Raw genomic sequence first — 18,421 nt, forward strand, 5'->3', positions numbered from 1 at the left:
CTATATGCACCGATCTCCGAAAACCGCATGTCACACCGATTCGAACGACATGTCGCCCGAACCGACCTTAAAACGATACGTTGCAGACTTGTCACCGTTGTCGAATTCAGCATTCAATATGGTCTCGCCATCGTAGCCAAGCGGAAGGAAATCGCTCTCAAAGTCACCGCTGCCCACGGTGAGGCTCGCCTTAAAGCCCGTAGAGTTCGGAACCGATATCTCCACATCGCCCGAGCCCACGCTTACGTCCATCGACTTCGCGGGGGCCTGGTAGAGCTCGAACGCCACATCGCCCGAACCGACCTCGGCATCCAAGGTGTCGGTTACGGTGCCCGCAAACTCAACGTCTCCCGAGTCCAACGTCAATTCGAAGTCGTGACATGCAATGTCCGCGACCGTCAGTTCTCCCGACCCCACCCTCGCCGTAATGCCGACCAGGTTATCCGCAAGATCTCGCGGCAGCTCAATAGTGACTGTGCGGTCAATGGCGCGCTCGTCATCGCAATCGAACTGGCGAATCTTGAGCGTAGAACCCTTAACCTCGGCCAGATTTTGGGTTGCCGCATCGAAGGCAACGGTCCCCGTTGCCACACGACCGCTTTCAATTACGCGCACCGGCCCGCCGGAGACGTGTTTGACCTCGACCGTGCCCGACGTCACGTCTAAGTCAAGCGATGTGAACGCGTCGGCATCAAACGTTTCGCTCGAAAGCTGTTGAGGCTGAGCGGAATAGTTACCGCTATTCAAGGAATCGTCCTCGTCATCCACATCGCCCATACCAGACAAACCGGATACAACATCGTCGAAATCCCACGGTCCATCAAAATGAATCAAAGTCCGCGAAGTGCCAACGACAAGTCCGATGATGAGCACAAACGCTCCGATGCCAATGCCCAAGCGCTTCTTAGACTCATGCGAGAGCTTCATCATTCATCACCTTCTTTGGCACTCGACTCAGCGGTGGTCGCGGCAGCCGTGTCAGCGTCAACCGCTGTGGAAACGTCCTCCCCCTTAGTCCTAGCGACCGCCGGCGCCGGACCAACCCGGATATCCCCACGCGCCCAATCGCCATCGAGCGCACGTGCCACCCAGTGATAGATGGGAATCGTAAAGAAGATCAGTGCGGCAAAGGGGGCGCCACCAAACAGGAACATCAGCAAAAAGAACAACAGCCAGCACACGGCCCAATACGGGAACGACTGGAACGGGCCCTTCACCGGAGTCGAGCCAACTGCGCCGTCACTCGTCACCTGCGCCGTAGCGGCATTGGCGGCCTGCGCACTCCAGCTTGCCGCTTGCGCCGCCTTGGCCGCAGCATCACTCGCCTGCGCAGCTGCCTCCGTGGCGCGCGCCGCCGCCTCATGGGTGCGGGCACGTTCCGCCGCCTCGGCCTCGCGCTGACGGGCGCGGTCCTCGTTCTCAAACTCGATATCGTCCTCAATTTCATCGCTCGGATTGAGCAGCTCGTCCAGGCTCACGCCATAGAGTTTGGCGAGCGAGATCAGGTTCTCGGTATCGGGCGAGCTCTCCGCGCGCTCCCATTTACTGACCGCCTGGCGCGACAGCCCCAACTTTCGTGCCAGCCCTTCTTGGCTAAAGCCCTTGCTACGACGAAGGTCGGCGAGCCGCTGCGCAGTTTCTACATTCATGGTTCCTCCTATGTTTTTGCCAGCCGTGCCGCCGGACCGTTTTTTTCTTAAGGCGCCTTGCACAGTTAAAAATCTATCCGCCACCGCCAAAAGCATGCCACCTATTCTAGTGAGATTTTTGACAACCGGCGGTTGCGGGTGCATATGAGCTGCGGAAATGTGTCCAAACAAAGCAATGACCCGTAGCTTGGTTGTCCCCGTTGCGGCGTTAACGGTAGTATGGTCGTACTGTTTATTCCGCACCGCCAACGGAGGGAGTTCCGCGCCGTGAACCGCGATTTCGCCTCATCGCTCATCCAGCTCAACAACACGTTCTATCGCGAGCACTCCGCCTCCTTTTCCGATACGCGCCAAGCCCCGTGGCCCGGCTGGGTGCGCACCATGGACATCGCGCTCGGACAGCTCGACGTCGCCACCATCGAGCATCCCGTCCGCGTCTTCGATCTTGCCTGCGGCAACATGCGATTCGAGAACTTTGCCGCCGGCGGCGCACTTGCCGCCAAGGGCGTCGATGGCGCAAACCCCTCGGCAGACGCCAGCTGCCCCTTCGAGTTCTATGGCGTCGACTCATGCCAGGACCTGGCCATCGATGCACGCGGCCACGCCCTGCGCATTCCCAACCTGCACTTCCAGGAACTCGACGTGCTCGATGCCCTCATGAAACTCAATCCCGCCGAGACGCCCGACGTGCTTTTCGACGCCCCGCTCGCCGACATCTCGGTCTGCTTTGGCTTTATGCACCACGTGCCGTCGTGCGAGTACCGCGTACGCGTGCTCGACGCCCTGGTGCGCCAGACGCGCCCGGGCGGCATCATCGCCATCAGCTTTTGGGAGTTTATGAACGACGAGCGCATGGCGCGCAAGGCCGTTCGAGCCGAAGCCCGCGCCGAGCTCACCCCGCCGTTTGAGGGTTACGATTCCGCACAGTTTGAAGCAGGCGACCACCTCATCGGCTGGCAAAACGACCGCCACGCCTACCGCTATTGCCATCACTTTGACGATCAGCAGATCACCGACCTGGTGCGCGGCGTGCGCACGTTCTACAAGAGTGGCGAGGTTCCCGTACGCGAGCTTGAGCGCTTCCATGCCGACGGTCGCAGCGGCGAGCTCAATCGCTATGTGATCCTCAAGCGCCTGTAGGCATCGACGACTCGCCGCCGGGCCGCACCGCACCTTTCGGGCAAACTATGCCCACCCTTTTCCAACCCATTGACGGAACGTGCAGCTATGCGTTCCACACGTATGACCAAGGAGCCTCATGGGAGCCGTCCACGTTCGCACGCCTAAGAACTTTGTGCTCGAAGAGCGCCTGGAGCGCTACGCCGATGCGATTGAGACGAACCCCGAGGCCTATGCTGGAGAATGGCGCAAGGTCTGTGCGCCCGCAGGCAGCAAGCCTTTCGAACACCTTCACCTGGATCTTGGTTGTGGCAAGGGAACGTACCTTGTAGAGCGTGCGGTCCACGATCCAACCACACTCTTTATCGGTATGGACCAGGAACCCATCTGCATCGCCTATGCCGCACAGAAAATCTGCGAGCAGGAACTGGCCAACGCACTCGTCCTGCCCCGAGGCGCCGCATCGCTGCCACAGCTGTTTGCCGCAGGCGAGCTCGATGCCATCACCATCAACTTTCCCACGCCGCAGCCCAAGGCCAAGTACGCCAAAAAGCGACTCGTCCATGTCGACCATCTGATGCTCTATCGCCCGCTCTTTGCAGCCGGTGCCACCGTCACGTTGCGAACTGACAGCAAGCCATTGCGCGACTACGCCCTGGGGCAGTTTGCCGCGGCCGGCTACGACACGCTTTGGGTAAGCGACAACGTGCGCCGCGACCATCCCGAGCACCCCGAGACCGAATATGAATGCCGCACGCGCGAGATGGGTGCCGTCGTCTATGGCATTTGCGCCGCACCCGGTGCGCAGCCAACCGATGAACAGCTCACAGCGGGCCGCGTGCAGGAGCAGAGCCTTGCCTGCTACCTGCCCGATAACCTCGATGAACTCACCTATGTACCTCTTGGCATGGAAGAGGCCGTCGAGAACTTTAAAAACCGCGCCCGCAAGGGCAAGAAACGCTTACCGCAGGAGTCCCAGGGGCTTCTGATGGTCGCGGCGTCGGTAAACAAGCGCAAATAAGCGCCAGCAAACGACCCTCAAGCCTAAGTGAGTAGACTTTTTTGCAATAGCCAAGCACAACCCGCATAACGAAAACTAAAACCGCAGGTAAATCCCTTACGCAAAAGCCATGTGCTCGCGATATTGCAAAAAGTCTACTCACTTAGCCGGTAACTGCGCCAAACGGCTGGATAGAACGCCCATTTCCTGCATTTTCTCGCGCGCTGGCACCCCGCGTCGCTGCTACGCCATCATAATAGTTGGCGGACAATCGCGAGAGAAAGCAAACACATGGCACAGAACACGACAGATATCGCCGCCAGCATCGTCTCCAGCGCCGGCGCCGCCAGCTCATTCTCGGGCGGCACGGGAACCGAAGCCGAGTTCGGCTCGCTCGGCGCGCTCTCCCCCACCTGGTGGGAGCCCGAGGACGGCAGCGAGCCCGAACCATGGCTCACGCCCGATCAGGCCTTCGAGCGCTTCTTTGAATGGACGAGCGATCGCGGCATTGAGCTGTGGGACCACCAAGAAGAGGCCCTCATGGACCTGGCCGCCGGAGATCACGTCATTTTGGGCACGCCGACCGGATCGGGTAAATCGCTCGTCGCGCTGGGCATGCTCTTTATGGGCATGGCACAGGGCAAGCGCTGTTATTACACGGCCCCTATCAAGGCCCTGGTCAGCGAAAAGTTCTTCGATCTGGTACAGGTGCTCGGCCGCGATAACGTCGGTATGATCACCGGCGACACGCATATCAACACCAAGGCGCCCGTCATCTGCTGCACGGCAGAGATCCTTGCCAACGACGCACTGCGCGAGGGCGAAGATGCCGATGTTGGCTGCGTGGCCATGGACGAGTTCCATTACTTTGCCGACCCCGACCGCGGCTGGGCCTGGCAGGTGCCGCTACTCACCCTGCCCCATACGCAGTTTATGCTCATGAGCGCCACACTCGGTGATGTCACCGCGATCGCCGCCTCGCTCGAGGAACACACCGGCGCTACCTGCGACTTGGTCATCGACGCCCCGCGTCCTGTTCCGCTGAGCTACGACTATGTGACGACCTCCCTCGAGGGCACGGTCGAGCTCGCCATGCGCCGCGGCGAGGCCCCGCTCTATATCGTGCACTTTAGCCAGGATGCCGCCCTTGCGACGGCACAGTCGCTCGCCAATTTTGGCATCGCCAGCAAGGAGCAGCGCGAAGCCATCAAAGAAGCGGCAAAGGGAACGAGCTTCTCGACGGCCTTCGGCAAGATCCTCAAGCGCTTGCTCGGCTGCGGCGTCGGCGTGCACCACGCCGGCATGCTGCCGCGCTATCGCCTACTGGTCGAGCGCCTGGCACAGCAGGGCCTGTTGCCCGTCATCTGCGGCACCGATACGCTCGGCGTCGGCATCAACGTACCCATCCACACCGTGGTACTCACCGCGCTCACCAAGTTCGATGGCTACAAGATGCGTCGTCTGCGCGCCCGCGAGTTCCATCAGATTGCCGGTCGCGCCGGCCGCTCGGGCTTCGATACCGAGGGCATGGTGATTGCCGAGGCACCCGAGCACGAGATCGAGAATGCCAAGCTTATGGCCAAGGCGGGCGACGACCCCAAAAAGCTCCGCAAGATTAAAAAGAAGAAGGCCCCCGAGGGCTTTGTCACCTGGAACAAGCAGACGTTCGAGCGCCTGATCGAGACACAGCCCGAGACACTCAAGCCGCGCCTGCGCATCACGCACTCCATGGTGATTAGCGTGGTCGAGCAGGGTGGCGATGCCCGAGCCCGCGTACACGACCTCATCGAGACGAGCCTGCAGACCCCCGAGGAAAAGGCTAAGCTCGAGGTTCGTGCCGACGAGATCTTCGCCACGCTCATCGATTCCGGCGTCGTCGTGCGCACCGAGGTGCCGCCCGCACCCGACGCTCCGGCTGACGCCGCGCCGGACATCGACTACGCACTGACGGTCGACCTGCCCGAGGACTTTGCGCTCGACCAGCCGCTCTCGCCGTTTTTGCTTGCCGCGTTGGAGCTGCTCGATCCCGAGAGCGAGACCTATACCATGGACCTGATCTCGATGGTCGAGGCAACGCTCGAGGATCCCAAGCAGGTGCTGCGCGCTCAGGAGCGCGCAGCGCGCGACCGCGCGATGGCCGAAATGAAGGCTGACGGCGTCGAATATGAGGAACGCCTGGAGCGCATCCAGGATGTCACCTACGAAAAACCGCTCGAGGACTTGCTCGACGCCGCCTTCGACAAGTACTGCCAGGAAGTGCCCTGGGCAAACGACTACCAGCTCTCTCCCAAAAGCGTCCTGCGCGATATGCTGGAAAGCGCGAGCGATTTTAAGGGTTACATTCAAAAGCTCGGCATCGCCCGCTCCGAGGGCATTTTGCTGCGTTACCTGGCAGAGGCCTACCGTTCGCTCGACCGCACCGTGCCCATCGAGAAGCGCGACGAGCGTCTGCGCGACATTATCTCGTGGCTCGGCTTTGTGGTGCGCTCGGTGGACTCGAGCCTGGTGGACGAGTGGGAGAACGCCGGCAACCCGGCAGCCCTCGATGCTGCGCCGCCGCAGGGCATCGACGAGGTCGTGGCGGACCGCCGCGGCTGCACGCTGTTGGTGCGCAACGCGCTCTTCCGCCGCGTGACCCTTGCCGCCCGCGAGCACGTTCGCGACCTGGGCGAGCTCGACGACGACTGGGGCATGAGCGAGATCCGCTGGCAAAAAGCACTCGACGCTTACCACGAGCAGCACGAGGAAATCCTCACCGACGGAGATGCCCGCAGCGCCGCGATGTTTTCCATCGACGAGTCCGACGAGAAGACCGCGCACGTATGGCACGTGCACCAGATCTTTGCTGACGAGGATGGCGACCACGATTTTGGCATCATGGGCGATGTCGATCTGGACGCCACGCAAGACGGCGGCGAGGTAATCTTCAAGAACTACCGTGTCGGCTTTATCGAGGACCTGCTCGAGGACTAGCCGGGCGCAATGGGACGAAACAAAGCGGGGCCGCTGGCAACATCGCCAGCGGCCCCGCTTTTTGCGCGATACGCTATCCCCTACTCGGCATCCTCGACCTCATACGAATCCGCCTCGGCTGGCTCATCGTTTGTCTCTGCCGCAGCCCCGCGTGCCTCGTCAAACGCTGCTTTCATGGTCTTGTTGCCCCACGTGAGCTTGCGAATGGTAAGATCGTCGGCTTTCTTGTTGGCAAGGCGCAGATTGTTCTCGGAGGACAGCAACGCCTCCTTGGTTTTCTGCAGATGGCTAATCGTCTTGTCGATCTCATCGATTGCCGTTTGGAACTTGCGGCTCGCGATCTCGTAGTTGCGGCCGAAATCGTTCTTGAACTTCTCCATCTTGGCTTCGAAGTTCGTGACATCGATATTCTGCTGCTTGTACTCCGCCAGCTCCTGCTTATAGCGAAGCGAACCCATGGCAGCGTTGCGAAGAAGCGTGATCATGGGAATGAAGAACTGCGGGCGGATCACGTACATCTTCTCATAGCGGTAACTCACGTCCACGATTCCCGCGTTATAGAGCTCGCTCTCGGGCTCCAGCAGGGTGCAGAGCACCGCATACTCGCAGCCTTTCTGGCGACGATCGTGATCGAGCTTCTTAAAGAAGTCCTCGTTTTTATGCTTGGTCGCGGTCTCATCGTTCTCGTTTTTCATCTCGAACATAATCGAAATGACCTCGTTGCCGCTCGCATCGCACTCGCGGAAGATAAAGTCGCCCTTGGTGCCCTCGGACGCATCGTTATCTTTCTCGAAGTACGCATTGGGAAACGCCGTCATGCGCAGACGGTTGAACTCGGTCTCGCAGTGCTGCTCGAGCGACTCGCCCACCATCTTGGTGGACAGGCGAACCTTCATATCCTTAAGGCGCTCGATCTCTTCATCCTTGTAGCGAATCAGATCATCGCTCGCACGTTTGGCCTGCGCAAGCTCGAGCTCGTGTGCCGCCTTGGCCTGTTCCTCGCGCGAATCGCGCACTGCCAGCTCGCTCGTCAGTTTGGCACGCGCCTCATCACGCTCACGCTCCGCCGCGGCGACCGCCTCAGACAGGCTCATTTTTGCCATCAGCTCCTGCTCGCGCAGCTTCGCACGCAGACCCTCGGCCTCCTGCTCAGACTGAGCCCTTGCGGCGGAAAACTTCTCCTGTACCGTCGCACGGTAGTCAGCAAGCGCGCGCTCGGCCTCGCTGCGAGCGGCATCGAGCTCACGCTGTGACTCGGCCGCGGCGGCGGCAAGCGCCATCTCCTGGGCCTTGTCCGCCGCGGCAAGTCTGGCCTGCAGCTCGGCAATCTGCGCATCGCGTGTGGCTACATCGTTTTGAGCGGCATTGCGCGCCGAAGCCTCGGCAAGCTTGGCTTCGTCATCCTTGCGTCCCAGCTGCGCACGCAAATTGTCGATCTCGCGCTGAAGCTCGGCATTCTCCTTTTGAGCGTCGGCACGGGCCTCAACCGCCGCGCGTTGGCTTGCGCTCTCGCGCTCTGCGGCAGCGCCCTCGAGCTTGGCGCGCAGCTCGGAAAGCTCGGCATCGCGCTTGGCAACCTCTTGTGCCAGCTGTTGAGCTGCAGCGTTCTTCTGCTCGACAAGTTGAGCGTTGCGCTGAGACTCTACCTTTTGCAAGGCAGCCGTCGAACGCGAGCGCTCAAGCTCCAGCGCCTGCTCGCCCTCGCGTTGGACTGCCTTCACACGCTCATCCAGGTCGCGCGAAAACTCGGCATCGCGTACTTGCTTGACGATATCCGCATAGCCGGACGCATCGACCTTAAAGACTTCGCCACAATGCGGGCACTTGATCTCGTTCATAGCAGCTCCTCGATGGACGCAAATTTCAACCGCTTACACTCTACCGCGCCGCACGGACAAAAAAGGCGCCGCCGCCATAATGGCAACGGCGCCAGAACCACCACAAAGGCGACTGTCCCCTTTGTGGTGACTTGGGTCCTTACAGGTCGCGGTAGTCGATCAGGCGAAGATCAGGTTGAGACTCAAGCCAAGTGCGAAGCTCGGGGTCGATCAGCGCATCGACTTCCTTGGTGCGGTCGGTCGTGAGCGAGCTGTTCTCCAGGATAAAACGATCGAGATAGCCCGGATGGCACACAAAGACGACCGTCTCGCCGTCCACCATCTCGCGAACCGTCTGCATGATTGCCTCTTTGGGCTCGTAGCCCGGCTCCATCGAGCGCATCACCATGCGCAGATCAGTATCTCCGCAATGCACCACAGCCGCGGGGTCGAAGCTCGCCTTTTGCTCCTTAAGGCCCAGCTCCTGAGCAACCGCCGAGATCGCTCGGTTAAGGTTTTTGCTCATGACGGCATGGGCCTCAAAGTAATCGGGCTCGCGGCCCACGATCTCGACAAAGCGGTCATGCTGCGCGCGGATCTCGATGCAGGCCTCGTCGAAGTCTATCAACTCCTCGCCGCGCTTAAAATGATCGCGGAAGGTACGGCTGCTATGGAACTCGCCGTTCTCGTTGAGCATGCTCGGAATGAGCGCCGGGTCGGCACACGGCTTGCCCAGGCACACGTTGGTGTGCTGACCCACCGCAATGCCGACATCCGCCACGAGCGACCAGCCACGCTCGGCCTCGGGCATATTGGGCATAAGTCCCGCCGAGCGCACCAGGCCCTCATTGATACTGCGGGCAATCCCCAGGTTAACGGCATACGAATAACCGATATCGTCGGCACGAATGAGCAATTGCTTCATATTGACCCCCATCTACGGAAAGGGACACTTGAAGCGCAGCCAAGTGCCCCAGATAATTGTCCTACCGAACGGATGCTTTAGGCTTTGGCGGCAGCAGCGTCTTCGTCGAGCTGCTCCTTGGTAAAGCCAAAGAAGTAGGCAATGGCAGCGGCGGCAACAAATGCAGTGCCCGATGCAACGCAGCCCCATACGAGATTAGCAGTTCCGCCTGCAACATAACCTGTAATACCAAGGATATTAGTTGCGCCCAAAACATACGTGGTCACATTAGTGAGAGCCGCGATCAGGCCGCCGATAGCGCCGCCCGCGACCATGGCACCCAGGCAGCGAGTATACTTAAAGCCGCAGCCATACAGCGCGGGCTCCGTCACGCCACCGACAATGCCGGAGAGCGAGAAACCAAGCATAGCGCCCTTTTCGTCGACCTCCTTAAGGCGCAGGAAGGCACCGAAGGCCATGCCCCACGTGGCGAACTGAGCGATAGCACCCGCGACCATAACGCAGGAGTCAGACCCTGAGGTGAGCACCTGCACAATGCCGAGGGCAATCAGAACCTGGTGCATACCGGTCATAACCAGGAACTCCCAAAGCGCAGCAATGGCGACGAGGGAGAGGATCGTGACGATGCCGCCAGCGTTTCCGAGGCCGAACATAAAGTTGCCGACCAGGTCGCCCAGAATGGAACCAATCGGAGCTAGGGCGCACAGGGAAACGGGGGTCATCACAGCCATGGTGCACACGGGCACAAACACCGTGGAGAGCATGTCGGGGATGATCTTCTTCATGAACTTCTCGACGACCATCAGCACCGGCATAGACAGCAGCATGGGGAGCACGGTCGCAGAATAGTTGTTCAGCTGAGCCGGGAGCACGCCGTAAACCATCGTGGTCGTAGCACCCGAATCCGCCGCAGCGTTGACCAGCGTCATGAACTCAGGGGCAATGAGCACGCCGCCGAGCATCATGCCGAGCGGCTGGCTGCAGCCGAGCTGCTTTGCGGCAGCCCAACCCAGATAAACAGGGAGGAAATAATAGCCTGCGTTGTAAATCCAGTTGTAGAAGAAGTTGTAGATGTCGGAATCAGCAGACCAGATACCGAGCATGCCGTCGCCGCAAAGTACGGCAAGTGTGCGGAACATGGCGGCGCCCATGATAATGGGGATCGTCATGCACATTGTCTTGGACAGGTAGTTAAGGGCCTTCTTGCCCGCAGTCTTGACCGTCAGTGGCTCCTTGATGCCGTCATCGAGGTTCTCGTCAATGGAGCCTTCGCCCTTGACGCCCAGCGCAATGGCGGCGTCATAGACCTTCGGCACGTTCTGGCCAATGATGACCTGATACTGGCCGCCAGACCACTGTGCACCCAGCACGCCCTTGATCTTCTTTACTTCATCGTCATTGGGAATGGACTGATCCTTGAGGTTCAGACGCAGGCGGGTCATGCAGTGCGTCGCGTTCGTCACATTGGAGGCGCCGCCGACGGCAGCAAGCACGTCCTCGGCAATCTTCTTGTTATCGACAGCCATGTCGAATCCCTTCTCTTCCAACTAAAGGCCGTGGGACTTCACGGCACCAAGACGCACAATTCCGCTCGCGCCTGCGCAGCGCGCGACATCAGTTGGCAAGAGATTGATTTGCATGTGATTCCCGGGTGGATCGACATGAAAAAGCCCCGCGCACAACCGACAGAGACCCAATTATGGCCTCGGCAGAATCGGTAGTGCCTCTCGGAGCTGCGCCGTGAGTAACACCCAACACACGGCGAGTATATGCGGCAGATGCGTTCGTTGCGGCTCAGATTACCGACGAACGGTAGCAAACGACCCGCGAACGGTCGCCATGACGGAAAGGAAATACCAGAGAGCCTATTTATCCGAGTGGACAGAAGCCACGCGATTCACATGCATGATCAGATAGACGAGTTCCTCTTGGGCCAATGGCTCGCCAAAGGTCTCTTGAATCAGATCGTCGACACGGTGAGCGCAACGCGATGCCGCCGGATACTGCTCCACGAGCACGTCGTAAAGACCGGAGTTCTCGGTATCGATCGGCTCTTTCTTTGCCACGCGGTCGAGCAGATAGCGCACATGAGTGGCAAAGCGGGCAAAGGCGAACGACGAGCGATCGACCGTCACACCCAGCTCTTCTTGAATAATCGCGACCGTCATATCGAGCAGTCGCTCCTCGTGCTGCTCGGCAAGCACGCGCCGCTCGCTCGGCTTAACCGATGCGTTGACAATCGACATGGCAATGCCCGCGGCCTCGCTTCGGGGCATGCGCACATGAAAGCTCTTCTGGATACCGCGAACAGCCAGCTCGCCCAAGCGGTATTCGATGGGATGCAGCTGCTCAAGATCGCGCTCAAGCGGCAACGACACCACCATGTGTTCGCGGGCACGCTTAATGGCAAACTGAATATGGTCTGCCAATGTAATGGGAAGGTTAGGACTCAATTCGTACGAAAGCTGTCCGGTCGCGATATCGGCCAGCTGAGCAGAAAACTCCAGCACCTCGGGATCGACCTCATCGATAAACGCCAGGTACTTTGAATCAATGCCGTAAAAGGTACGCGTGATGACATCCAGGTCGACCTCATGCGGCATATCGCCAAAGCCGATACCACGACCCAGCGCGATAAGCTGACGCCCCGCGCCGTCTTCGCAGATGGCAGCGTTATGGTTAATGCGCTGGATAGCCCTCATGGATTCATCGCTCCTACTGAAACGCGCCGCACAGACCATCCGCGCGGCGCGTTCATTCTACCTGCACTTACAGCTACAGTCCAAAGAAGCCTAGGATTTGGTCACGGCTTACGGGCTTGTAGTTGTTGGCATCGAGGCCAACGTCGTAGCGCAGGACCGGGCGCTCGCGATCGCGGTTGCGCGCGTTGGTGCGGTCTCCCCTGCTGTGGATATGCCCGTGCAACATGATGGCGCCACGCGCCTTGCCGTTCCAGCTGAGCATGGGGTAATGGCTCATTACCAGGCGATGGCCCTTAGCGTAACCGGGGGCGACCTCCAGATAATCGCGCACCTCATCCCAAATGTGCGGCGCGTCTGGATCTTCCCAGTCGCCGTCATGGTTACCGCGGATGAGCGTTACGTTCTGACATTCGATGCGCTCGCGCAGGCGCACCGCCTCCGCCAGGGGCAAACGATAGGTAAAGTCTCCCAAGATATAGAGGCGGTCGTCCACAGCCACGCACTCATTGATGGCATCGATGACCTTGCGGTTCATCTCCTCGACCGAATCAAACGGTCGATCCATGTCGTGCAAGATATTCGTATCGCCCAGGTGCAGGTCGGCGGTAAACCACATCATCGTCTCTGTCCTCATTTCGCAACGCGTATAAGACCTGTTTAGTATACAGACGCGGCGATGAGACAGTCACCCAAAGAGCCCGCCGAACAGACCTCGGCGACGCTTGTCCTGCTTTTTCGAAGCGTCATCCCGCGTCTTCTTGCCCTGCCGCTTCTTACGGTCCTGCTCCAACTCATCGTCATCGAGTAGCATATCCCACTCAAACGGATCGTCTGTCAGATCGAACAGGTCATCGTCATCAAACACGTGCGCCTCCATTACCGATTAGCGAGCATCCACAACGTAGTTGAGAAGTCTACGGGCCCGTGCGGACACAAATTCATCCTGTCTGCGTCTTTCAATCGTTTGCCGCAACGCTTGCACAACGGAACGCTTGCAGATAAGATAGGAACACGGATGGCACCCGTGGCAGCGGGTCTTGCCAACTCCGATACACGTTTTCATCGTGAGAAATGGCCGTCTTCGCTTACGCGGGGGCGGCCACTTTGTTTATCCCTATTTCATCTGATTCTAATGCACAAACATGCGCACGAACTTGTGCTTCCAGCTTGCGTAAGGGGCATAGCGAAACGGCACGTCCAGCCACGTTGCCTTGTTCACGATGCTCTTCTTGTGGCTAAACGTATCGAAGCTCTCGCGTCCATGGTACTGTCCCATACCGCTCGCCCCCATGCCGCCAAAGCCCATATGGCTCGTGGCCAAATGCATAATGGTGTCATTAACACAGCCACCACCAAAGGGCACGTAACGCACAAAGCGCTGCTGAACCTCACGGTCTTGGCTAAAGATATACAGGGCCAGCGGCGTCGGACGATCCGTAATAAACGTCTCGGCCTCGTCTAGGCTCTCAAACGTCAGCACCGGCAAGATGGGGCCGAAAATCTCCTCCTGCATCACGGCGTCATCGGGGGACACGCCATCCAAAATCGTCGGCTCGATCTTGAGCGAAGTCTCGCGCGCGGTACCTCCAAGCACGACCTTATCGGGATCGATCAGCCCGCGCACGCGCGCGAAATGCTTGGCGTTGACAATATGACCGTAATTCTCATTGTCGAGCGGATGCTCGCCAAACATGCGGCGGGCCTCCTCCTTGATGAGGTCCAGCAGCTCGTCGTGCACGCGCGCATCGACCAGCAGGTAGTCGGGCGCCACGCAGGTCTGCCCCACGTTGAGCCATTTACCAAAGGCGATACGGCGTGCCGCGACCTTCAAGTTAGCCGTCGCATCCACGATGCAGGGACTCTTTCCGCCCAGCTCAAGCGTCACGGGTGTGAGGTTTTTACTTGCACGCTCCATGACGAGCTTGCCGACCGGAACGCTACCGGTAAAGAAGATCTTGTCCCAGCACTCGTCGAGCAGCGCTTCGTTCTCGGCGCGCCCGCCCTCGACAACCGTCACCAGGCACGGATCAAATGCCTCTTCACAGATCTGCTTGAGCACCGCACTCGATGCCGGAGCATAGGCACTCGGCTTGATGACCACGGTGTTGCCTGCGGCAAGAGCGCCAGCGAGCGGCTCGAGCGTTAGCAAAAACGGGTAGTTCCAGGGGGCCATGATGAGCGCGACGCCATAGGGCACGGCTTGCGTCTTGCACACACTCACGGCGTTGGCGAGGTCGCACGGGCGCAGGCGCGGACGACTCCATCGAGCCACGTGCGCAATCTGATGACGGATCTCGGAAAGCGAGGTGCCGATCTCGCACATATAGGCTTCGTCATGTGACTTACCCAGATCGGTCTTGAGCGCATGGGCAATATCGGCTTCGTGCGCCCGCACTGCGTCGCGCAAGCTCACGAGCGCGCGACGGCGAGCGTTGACATCAAACGTGGCGTGCGTCTTAAAATAGGCGCGCTGATCGGCAACGATGCGCGCGATTTCCTCGGTGTTCATGGGCCCTCCTAGTTCTCGCCCTCAAACATACCACCCGCAACGACCTCGTACATATGCTCGAGCTCCAAACGGTCCATTAAAAGCGGAACGGGGTACAGGGGATTGGCCTCGGCATCGGCATGCGCCGCCATCTCAGGAATGTCGGAGCGGCGAATGCCCGTCACATATTTGGGTATGCCCAAGGCGGCGTTCATGCGGTCGACCCAATCGATAAAGGCCTCAGCAGCCACGTTGTCCAGCGCATTAGCCGGCGCAATGCCGGCCATGCGGGCGAGATCGGCGAGCTTGGGAGCAGCAGCTTCGCCATAGGCGCGAAGCATGTGCGGCAGGATGATGGCGTTGGCCAAGCCGTGGGGAATCCCGTAACGCCCGCCCAGGCTGTGCGCGATGGCATGGACGTATCCAACATAAGAGCGCGTAAAGGCAACGCCCGCTTTATACGCCGCCGAAAGCATATTGCGGCGCGCACGCATGTTGCCACCGCACTCATAGGCCTCGAGCAAATTGTCGTGGATGAGCTGCACCGCCTGGCGCGCCATCTTGCGCGTATAGGGCGTGGTGCTGCGCCCGATAAAGGCCTCGACGGCATGTGTCAGGGCGTCCATGCCCGTTTGCCCCGTAATGGAGGCGGGCAGGCCGCGCGTAAACTCGGGGTCGTGCACCGCAAAGCGCGGGATCAGCACAAAGTCGTTAATGGGATACTTGTAGTGCGTCTCGTCGTCGGTAATTACCGCTGCAAGCGTGACCTCGCTTCCCGTGCCCGCCGTGGTGGGAACGGCGATGAGCAGCGGCAGGCGACGATGGATACGCAACAGGCCGCGCATCTTGTTGATGGGCTTCTTTGGCTGCGCGATGCGCGCGCCCACGCCCTTGGCGCAGTCCATGGCCGAACCGCCGCCAAAGCCGATAATGGCCTGGCAGGCGCTCTCTCGATACAGAGATGCCGCTTCCTCCACGTTTGAGACCGTGGGGTTCGCACGTGTTTCGGCATAGACCGCAGCGCTAATTCCCTTGGACGCGAGCGCTGTCTCGAGCGGTGCCGTGAGCCCCAGACGGGCAATGCCGGGATCTGTCACGATAAGAACATGGTGTATTGAACGCTTTTGAAGCACTGCGGGCACTTCCTCAGCGTGCTCTAAAATGCGTGGCTCGGTATAGGGCAGCACCGGCAATGCGATGCGAAAAACCGTTTGATACGTTCGGCACCAGGCGCGGCGGGCTAGATGCATAAAGGAAGCTCCTTCATTTGTTGATTGGTCAACATTTGCTCGACCGATTGTACTCATCGGAGGTCGCACGAGGCCTAGCAATCGTTAATCAATCAACATCTACACATGCTTAAATTGTTTTATTAAAAATCATTCCTAATAGGCTTCACATTCGGTCTCATTTATGGATAATAGAACTCGTCAAGACGCACGTCCGGAGAGGGCCCTTACGGGACCGGACGAGCGCACCATCGCCATCGATCGAAAGGATCGAATCATGAAGTTTGTTTGCCCCGTTTGCGGTTATGTGGAAGAGTTCGACGGCGACCAGCTGCCCGAGGATTTCAAGTGCCCCCAGTGCGGCGTTCCCGGCTCTCGCTTCCTGAAGCAGGAGGAGGGCCAGCTCGAGTGGGCTGCCGAGCACGTCGTGGGCGTCGCCAAGATGGAGGGCGTCTCCGAGGACATCGTTGCCGATCTGCGCGCCAACTTTGAGGGCGAGTGCTCCGAGGTCGGTATGTACCTGGCCATGGCTCGCGTTGCTCATCGCGAGGGTTATCCCGAGATCGGCCTGTACTGGGAGAAGGCTGCCCACGAGGAGGCCGAGCATGCCGCCAAGTTCGCCGAGCTCCTGGGCGAGGTCGTGACCGATTCCACCAAGAAGAACCTCGAGATGCGCGTTGAGGCCGAGAATGGCGCCACCGCCGGCAAGACCGATCTTGCCAAGCGCGCCAAGGCCGCCGGTCTCGATGCTATCCACGACACCGTGCACGAGATGGCCCGCGACGAGGCTCGCCACGGCAAGGCTTTCGCCGGCCTGCTCAAGCGTTACTTTGGCTAAGCCAACCGCCTGAGACATAACCTCTAGCTCGAAGAAGGCCCGGACCGTATTGGTTCGGGCCTTTTTGTGTCTCGAGGACTCGTTAACGCCCTGAAATAGAGCTATCTTCGGCATCGGTCTCTCGTCAAAAACTAAGTGAGTAGACTTTTCGAAACTTGCCGAGCAGACCATCCGTATTGCTTTATAAAGTCGCAGGTAAATGACTTGTTTCAAAACGGCCTGGTCGCCAAAGTGCCAAAAGCCTACTCACTTAGAACCGCAGCCGTCCACGATCGAGCTGTTTTGTGTCTAACGGGCATCTTTCCGTCAACTACTCCCAATTTTGTCCAGTCAACGAATAGTTCAGACCGGAGTAATGTCTCAGCCCTTTGCTCATCTGAGCTTTTATCACGATATTCAGCATCGAGCATCCTGCATACGGCCTTAACGATCGCGTGGAATCTACCCTCATCGGATATCTGTCTGTGTGTCAGGAGAAGTACATCGTAGCCCATGGCCTGAAGGGCCGTCATGCGGTCAGCGTCACGCAAGCCATCCCCTGCGCATCCGTGCGAGGCCTTTCCCTGACATTCAATGGCCACCTGTCGCCTGCCGTCCGGCGAAGAAAGAAGTAGGTCGATATACACACGGGACTTTCCCACAATCGCTCGAGCACTTGTGCTTAGCATCACTTCAACATTAAGCTCTATGCCGCAAAAACCTTCGCCTCCCAGGGATCGCGGCAGTGCAAGTAGCAAATACGCCTCGACCTCAAAAGGCGACGCGGCGCCCAATGGAACGAGTTGCGATACCGCTATAAATCTATTGCCGTAACGCATCCCGCAAACATCTGAACAAAAACGGTCAAGGTCTCCGCCCAAAACCAAAGCGTCTCGACGCCATAAATTTGAGGCGGTGCCGTCCTCGGACGGGCAGCGCACCCAACCGAACGTTGTCGAAATCGCGCCCGAATCAATTGCACGCGAAAGCTCCGCCTCAAGTGCCGCCGGCAGGGCACACACCGCAAACAAGCCGCACATCTCCGCCAATACGAAAAGAAGCTGGAGATCCGTCAGATGTCGCGACATGATGAATGCCGTCATCAGAGGAGACGTAACCAAAAACCCATGCTCCGTTTCTAGCACGGATTCCCTGGGGAGCTCACCGAGAAACAGCCGCTGCCTCATGCCGGCAGGGCAAGTCCGCTTGTTTCTCGTTCGAACCAACGTATACAACGGAAAGCCGAGCGCAACCTTAGCCGTCGGGTTACGGACAAGGTCATATCGCTGCCGGTCTTCTTCCGGTCGTGGAAGCGGCGGACACAAAGCAAAGACTTGAGGGGGCAAGCGCCAGTACCTAAAAGCCGATATGTCACAAAGTAGATCCTTCATAGGCACAGGAGAACACGGATTTCAACCCTGGTACTCACGCATTGGCGCGAACGCACTGAAAAGGGCGTCGAACGGACTGTTAAGTTTTCAACAGCCCTCCCCAACTGGCCAAAAGCTTGCCAAGAACTGGACGGAGCGTTGTTGAAAACCCCGCTTCTTTTCTCATGCGGAAGCCTTGCGCGGCAAGTGAGTAGACTATTTAGGACCCGCCGAGCAGACCGACTAAACTGCTTCACAAAATCGCAGGTAGATAGCTTGCTACAAGGTAGCGTGCAGAGATGTGGTGTAAGAGGCGGGGCATGCCCCGCCTC

At 59.1% G+C, this 18,421-nt stretch carries 15 protein-coding genes; 4 read left to right on the top strand and 11 right to left on the bottom strand.

Translation table 11 applies throughout. The features are described from left to right. Nucleotides 1-30: 30 nt before the first annotated feature. Both DXA43_RS06805 and DXA43_RS06810 read right to left on the bottom strand, forming a co-directional pair. A complete protein-coding gene (locus DXA43_RS06805) occupies nt 31-927 on the bottom strand; it encodes a DUF4097 family beta strand repeat-containing protein (RefSeq protein WP_199580543.1) in 897 nt (298 codons plus the stop codon). Beyond that, nucleotides 927-1,649: a helix-turn-helix domain-containing protein gene (locus tag DXA43_RS06810; protein ID WP_117806641.1), complete on the bottom strand. Its 723-nt coding sequence runs from the start codon at nt 1,647-1,649 to the stop codon at nt 927-929. The genes DXA43_RS06805 and DXA43_RS06810 overlap by 1 nt, the downstream gene beginning before the upstream one ends. A 267-nt stretch (nt 1,650-1,916) precedes the next feature. Here DXA43_RS06810 and DXA43_RS06815 point away from each other — a divergent pair, with 267 nt between their 5' ends. The 3 genes from DXA43_RS06815 to DXA43_RS06825 all read left to right on the top strand — a co-directional run bounded on the left by DXA43_RS06815 (nt 1,917) and on the right by DXA43_RS06825 (nt 6,741). Continuing rightward, nucleotides 1,917-2,789 (top strand): hypothetical protein, encoded by an 873-nt coding sequence (locus DXA43_RS06815; protein ID WP_117806642.1) that lies wholly within the window; start codon nt 1,917-1,919, stop codon nt 2,787-2,789. Between the two features lie 118 nt (nt 2,790-2,907). Continuing rightward, nucleotides 2,908-3,789: a tRNA (guanosine(46)-N(7))-methyltransferase TrmB gene (locus tag DXA43_RS06820; protein ID WP_117806643.1), complete on the top strand. Its 882-nt coding sequence runs from the start codon at nt 2,908-2,910 to the stop codon at nt 3,787-3,789. 270 nt (nt 3,790-4,059) lie between these two features. Further along, nucleotides 4,060-6,741 carry an RNA helicase gene (locus DXA43_RS06825; RefSeq protein ID WP_117806644.1) on the top strand — a complete coding sequence of 894 codons (2,682 nt, stop codon included), beginning with the start codon at nt 4,060-4,062 and terminating at the stop codon, nt 6,739-6,741. 80 nt (nt 6,742-6,821) lie between these two features. Here DXA43_RS06825 and DXA43_RS06830 read toward each other — a convergent pair whose 3' ends face one another. The 8 genes from DXA43_RS06830 to DXA43_RS06865 all read right to left on the bottom strand — a co-directional run bounded on the left by DXA43_RS06830 (nt 6,822) and on the right by DXA43_RS06865 (nt 15,923). Beyond that, nucleotides 6,822-8,579, bottom strand: a complete 1,758-nt coding sequence (locus DXA43_RS06830) for a DUF2130 domain-containing protein (RefSeq protein ID WP_117806645.1) — start codon at nt 8,577-8,579, stop codon at nt 6,822-6,824. 139 nt (nt 8,580-8,718) lie between these two features. After that, on the bottom strand, nt 8,719-9,483 hold the full coding sequence (locus DXA43_RS06835) for a ChbG/HpnK family deacetylase (RefSeq protein ID WP_117765952.1): 765 nt from the start codon (nt 9,481-9,483) through the stop codon (nt 8,719-8,721). Nucleotides 9,484-9,560: 77 nt separating this feature from the next. After that, nucleotides 9,561-11,009 carry a PTS transporter subunit EIIC gene (locus DXA43_RS06840; protein WP_117806646.1) on the bottom strand — a complete coding sequence of 483 codons (1,449 nt, stop codon included), beginning with the start codon at nt 11,007-11,009 and terminating at the stop codon, nt 9,561-9,563. A gap of 339 nt (nt 11,010-11,348) precedes the next feature. Then, on the bottom strand, nt 11,349-12,185 hold the full coding sequence (locus DXA43_RS06845; protein WP_158551187.1) for a PRD domain-containing protein: 837 nt from the start codon (nt 12,183-12,185) through the stop codon (nt 11,349-11,351). A 73-nt stretch (nt 12,186-12,258) separates the two neighbouring features. Then, nucleotides 12,259-12,804: a metallophosphoesterase gene (locus DXA43_RS06850; protein ID WP_231500841.1), complete on the bottom strand. Its 546-nt coding sequence runs from the start codon at nt 12,802-12,804 to the stop codon at nt 12,259-12,261. 66 nt (nt 12,805-12,870) lie between these two features. Beyond that, a complete protein-coding gene (locus DXA43_RS06855) occupies nt 12,871-13,050 on the bottom strand; it encodes a hypothetical protein (RefSeq protein WP_117563521.1) in 180 nt (59 codons plus the stop codon). 264 nt (nt 13,051-13,314) lie between these two features. Beyond that, nucleotides 13,315-14,694, bottom strand: a complete 1,380-nt coding sequence (locus DXA43_RS06860) for an aldehyde dehydrogenase (protein WP_117806648.1) — start codon at nt 14,692-14,694, stop codon at nt 13,315-13,317. A gap of 8 nt (nt 14,695-14,702) precedes the next feature. Continuing rightward, the gene (locus tag DXA43_RS06865) at nt 14,703-15,923 is read right to left on the bottom strand and encodes an iron-containing alcohol dehydrogenase (protein ID WP_117806649.1); all 1,221 of its coding nucleotides are present in this window, start codon (nt 15,921-15,923) and stop codon (nt 14,703-14,705) included. A gap of 253 nt (nt 15,924-16,176) precedes the next feature. On the opposite strand from DXA43_RS06865, the gene DXA43_RS06870 reads away from it, so the two are divergent. After that, complete coding sequence (locus DXA43_RS06870) at nt 16,177-16,740, top strand: ferritin family protein (protein ID WP_070097113.1); 564 nt, start codon at nt 16,177-16,179, stop codon at nt 16,738-16,740. Between the two features lie 242 nt (nt 16,741-16,982). On the opposite strand, the gene DXA43_RS06875 is transcribed toward DXA43_RS06870, so the two are convergent. Then, nucleotides 16,983-17,864, bottom strand: a complete 882-nt coding sequence (locus tag DXA43_RS06875) for a hypothetical protein (RefSeq protein ID WP_158564953.1) — start codon at nt 17,862-17,864, stop codon at nt 16,983-16,985. Between the last annotated feature and the right edge of the window lie 557 nt (nt 17,865-18,421).

The sequence above is a fragment of the Collinsella sp. OF02-10 genome, from assembly GCF_003463445.1.
In the GTDB taxonomy this organism is placed as follows: Bacteria; Actinomycetota; Coriobacteriia; order Coriobacteriales; family Coriobacteriaceae; genus Collinsella.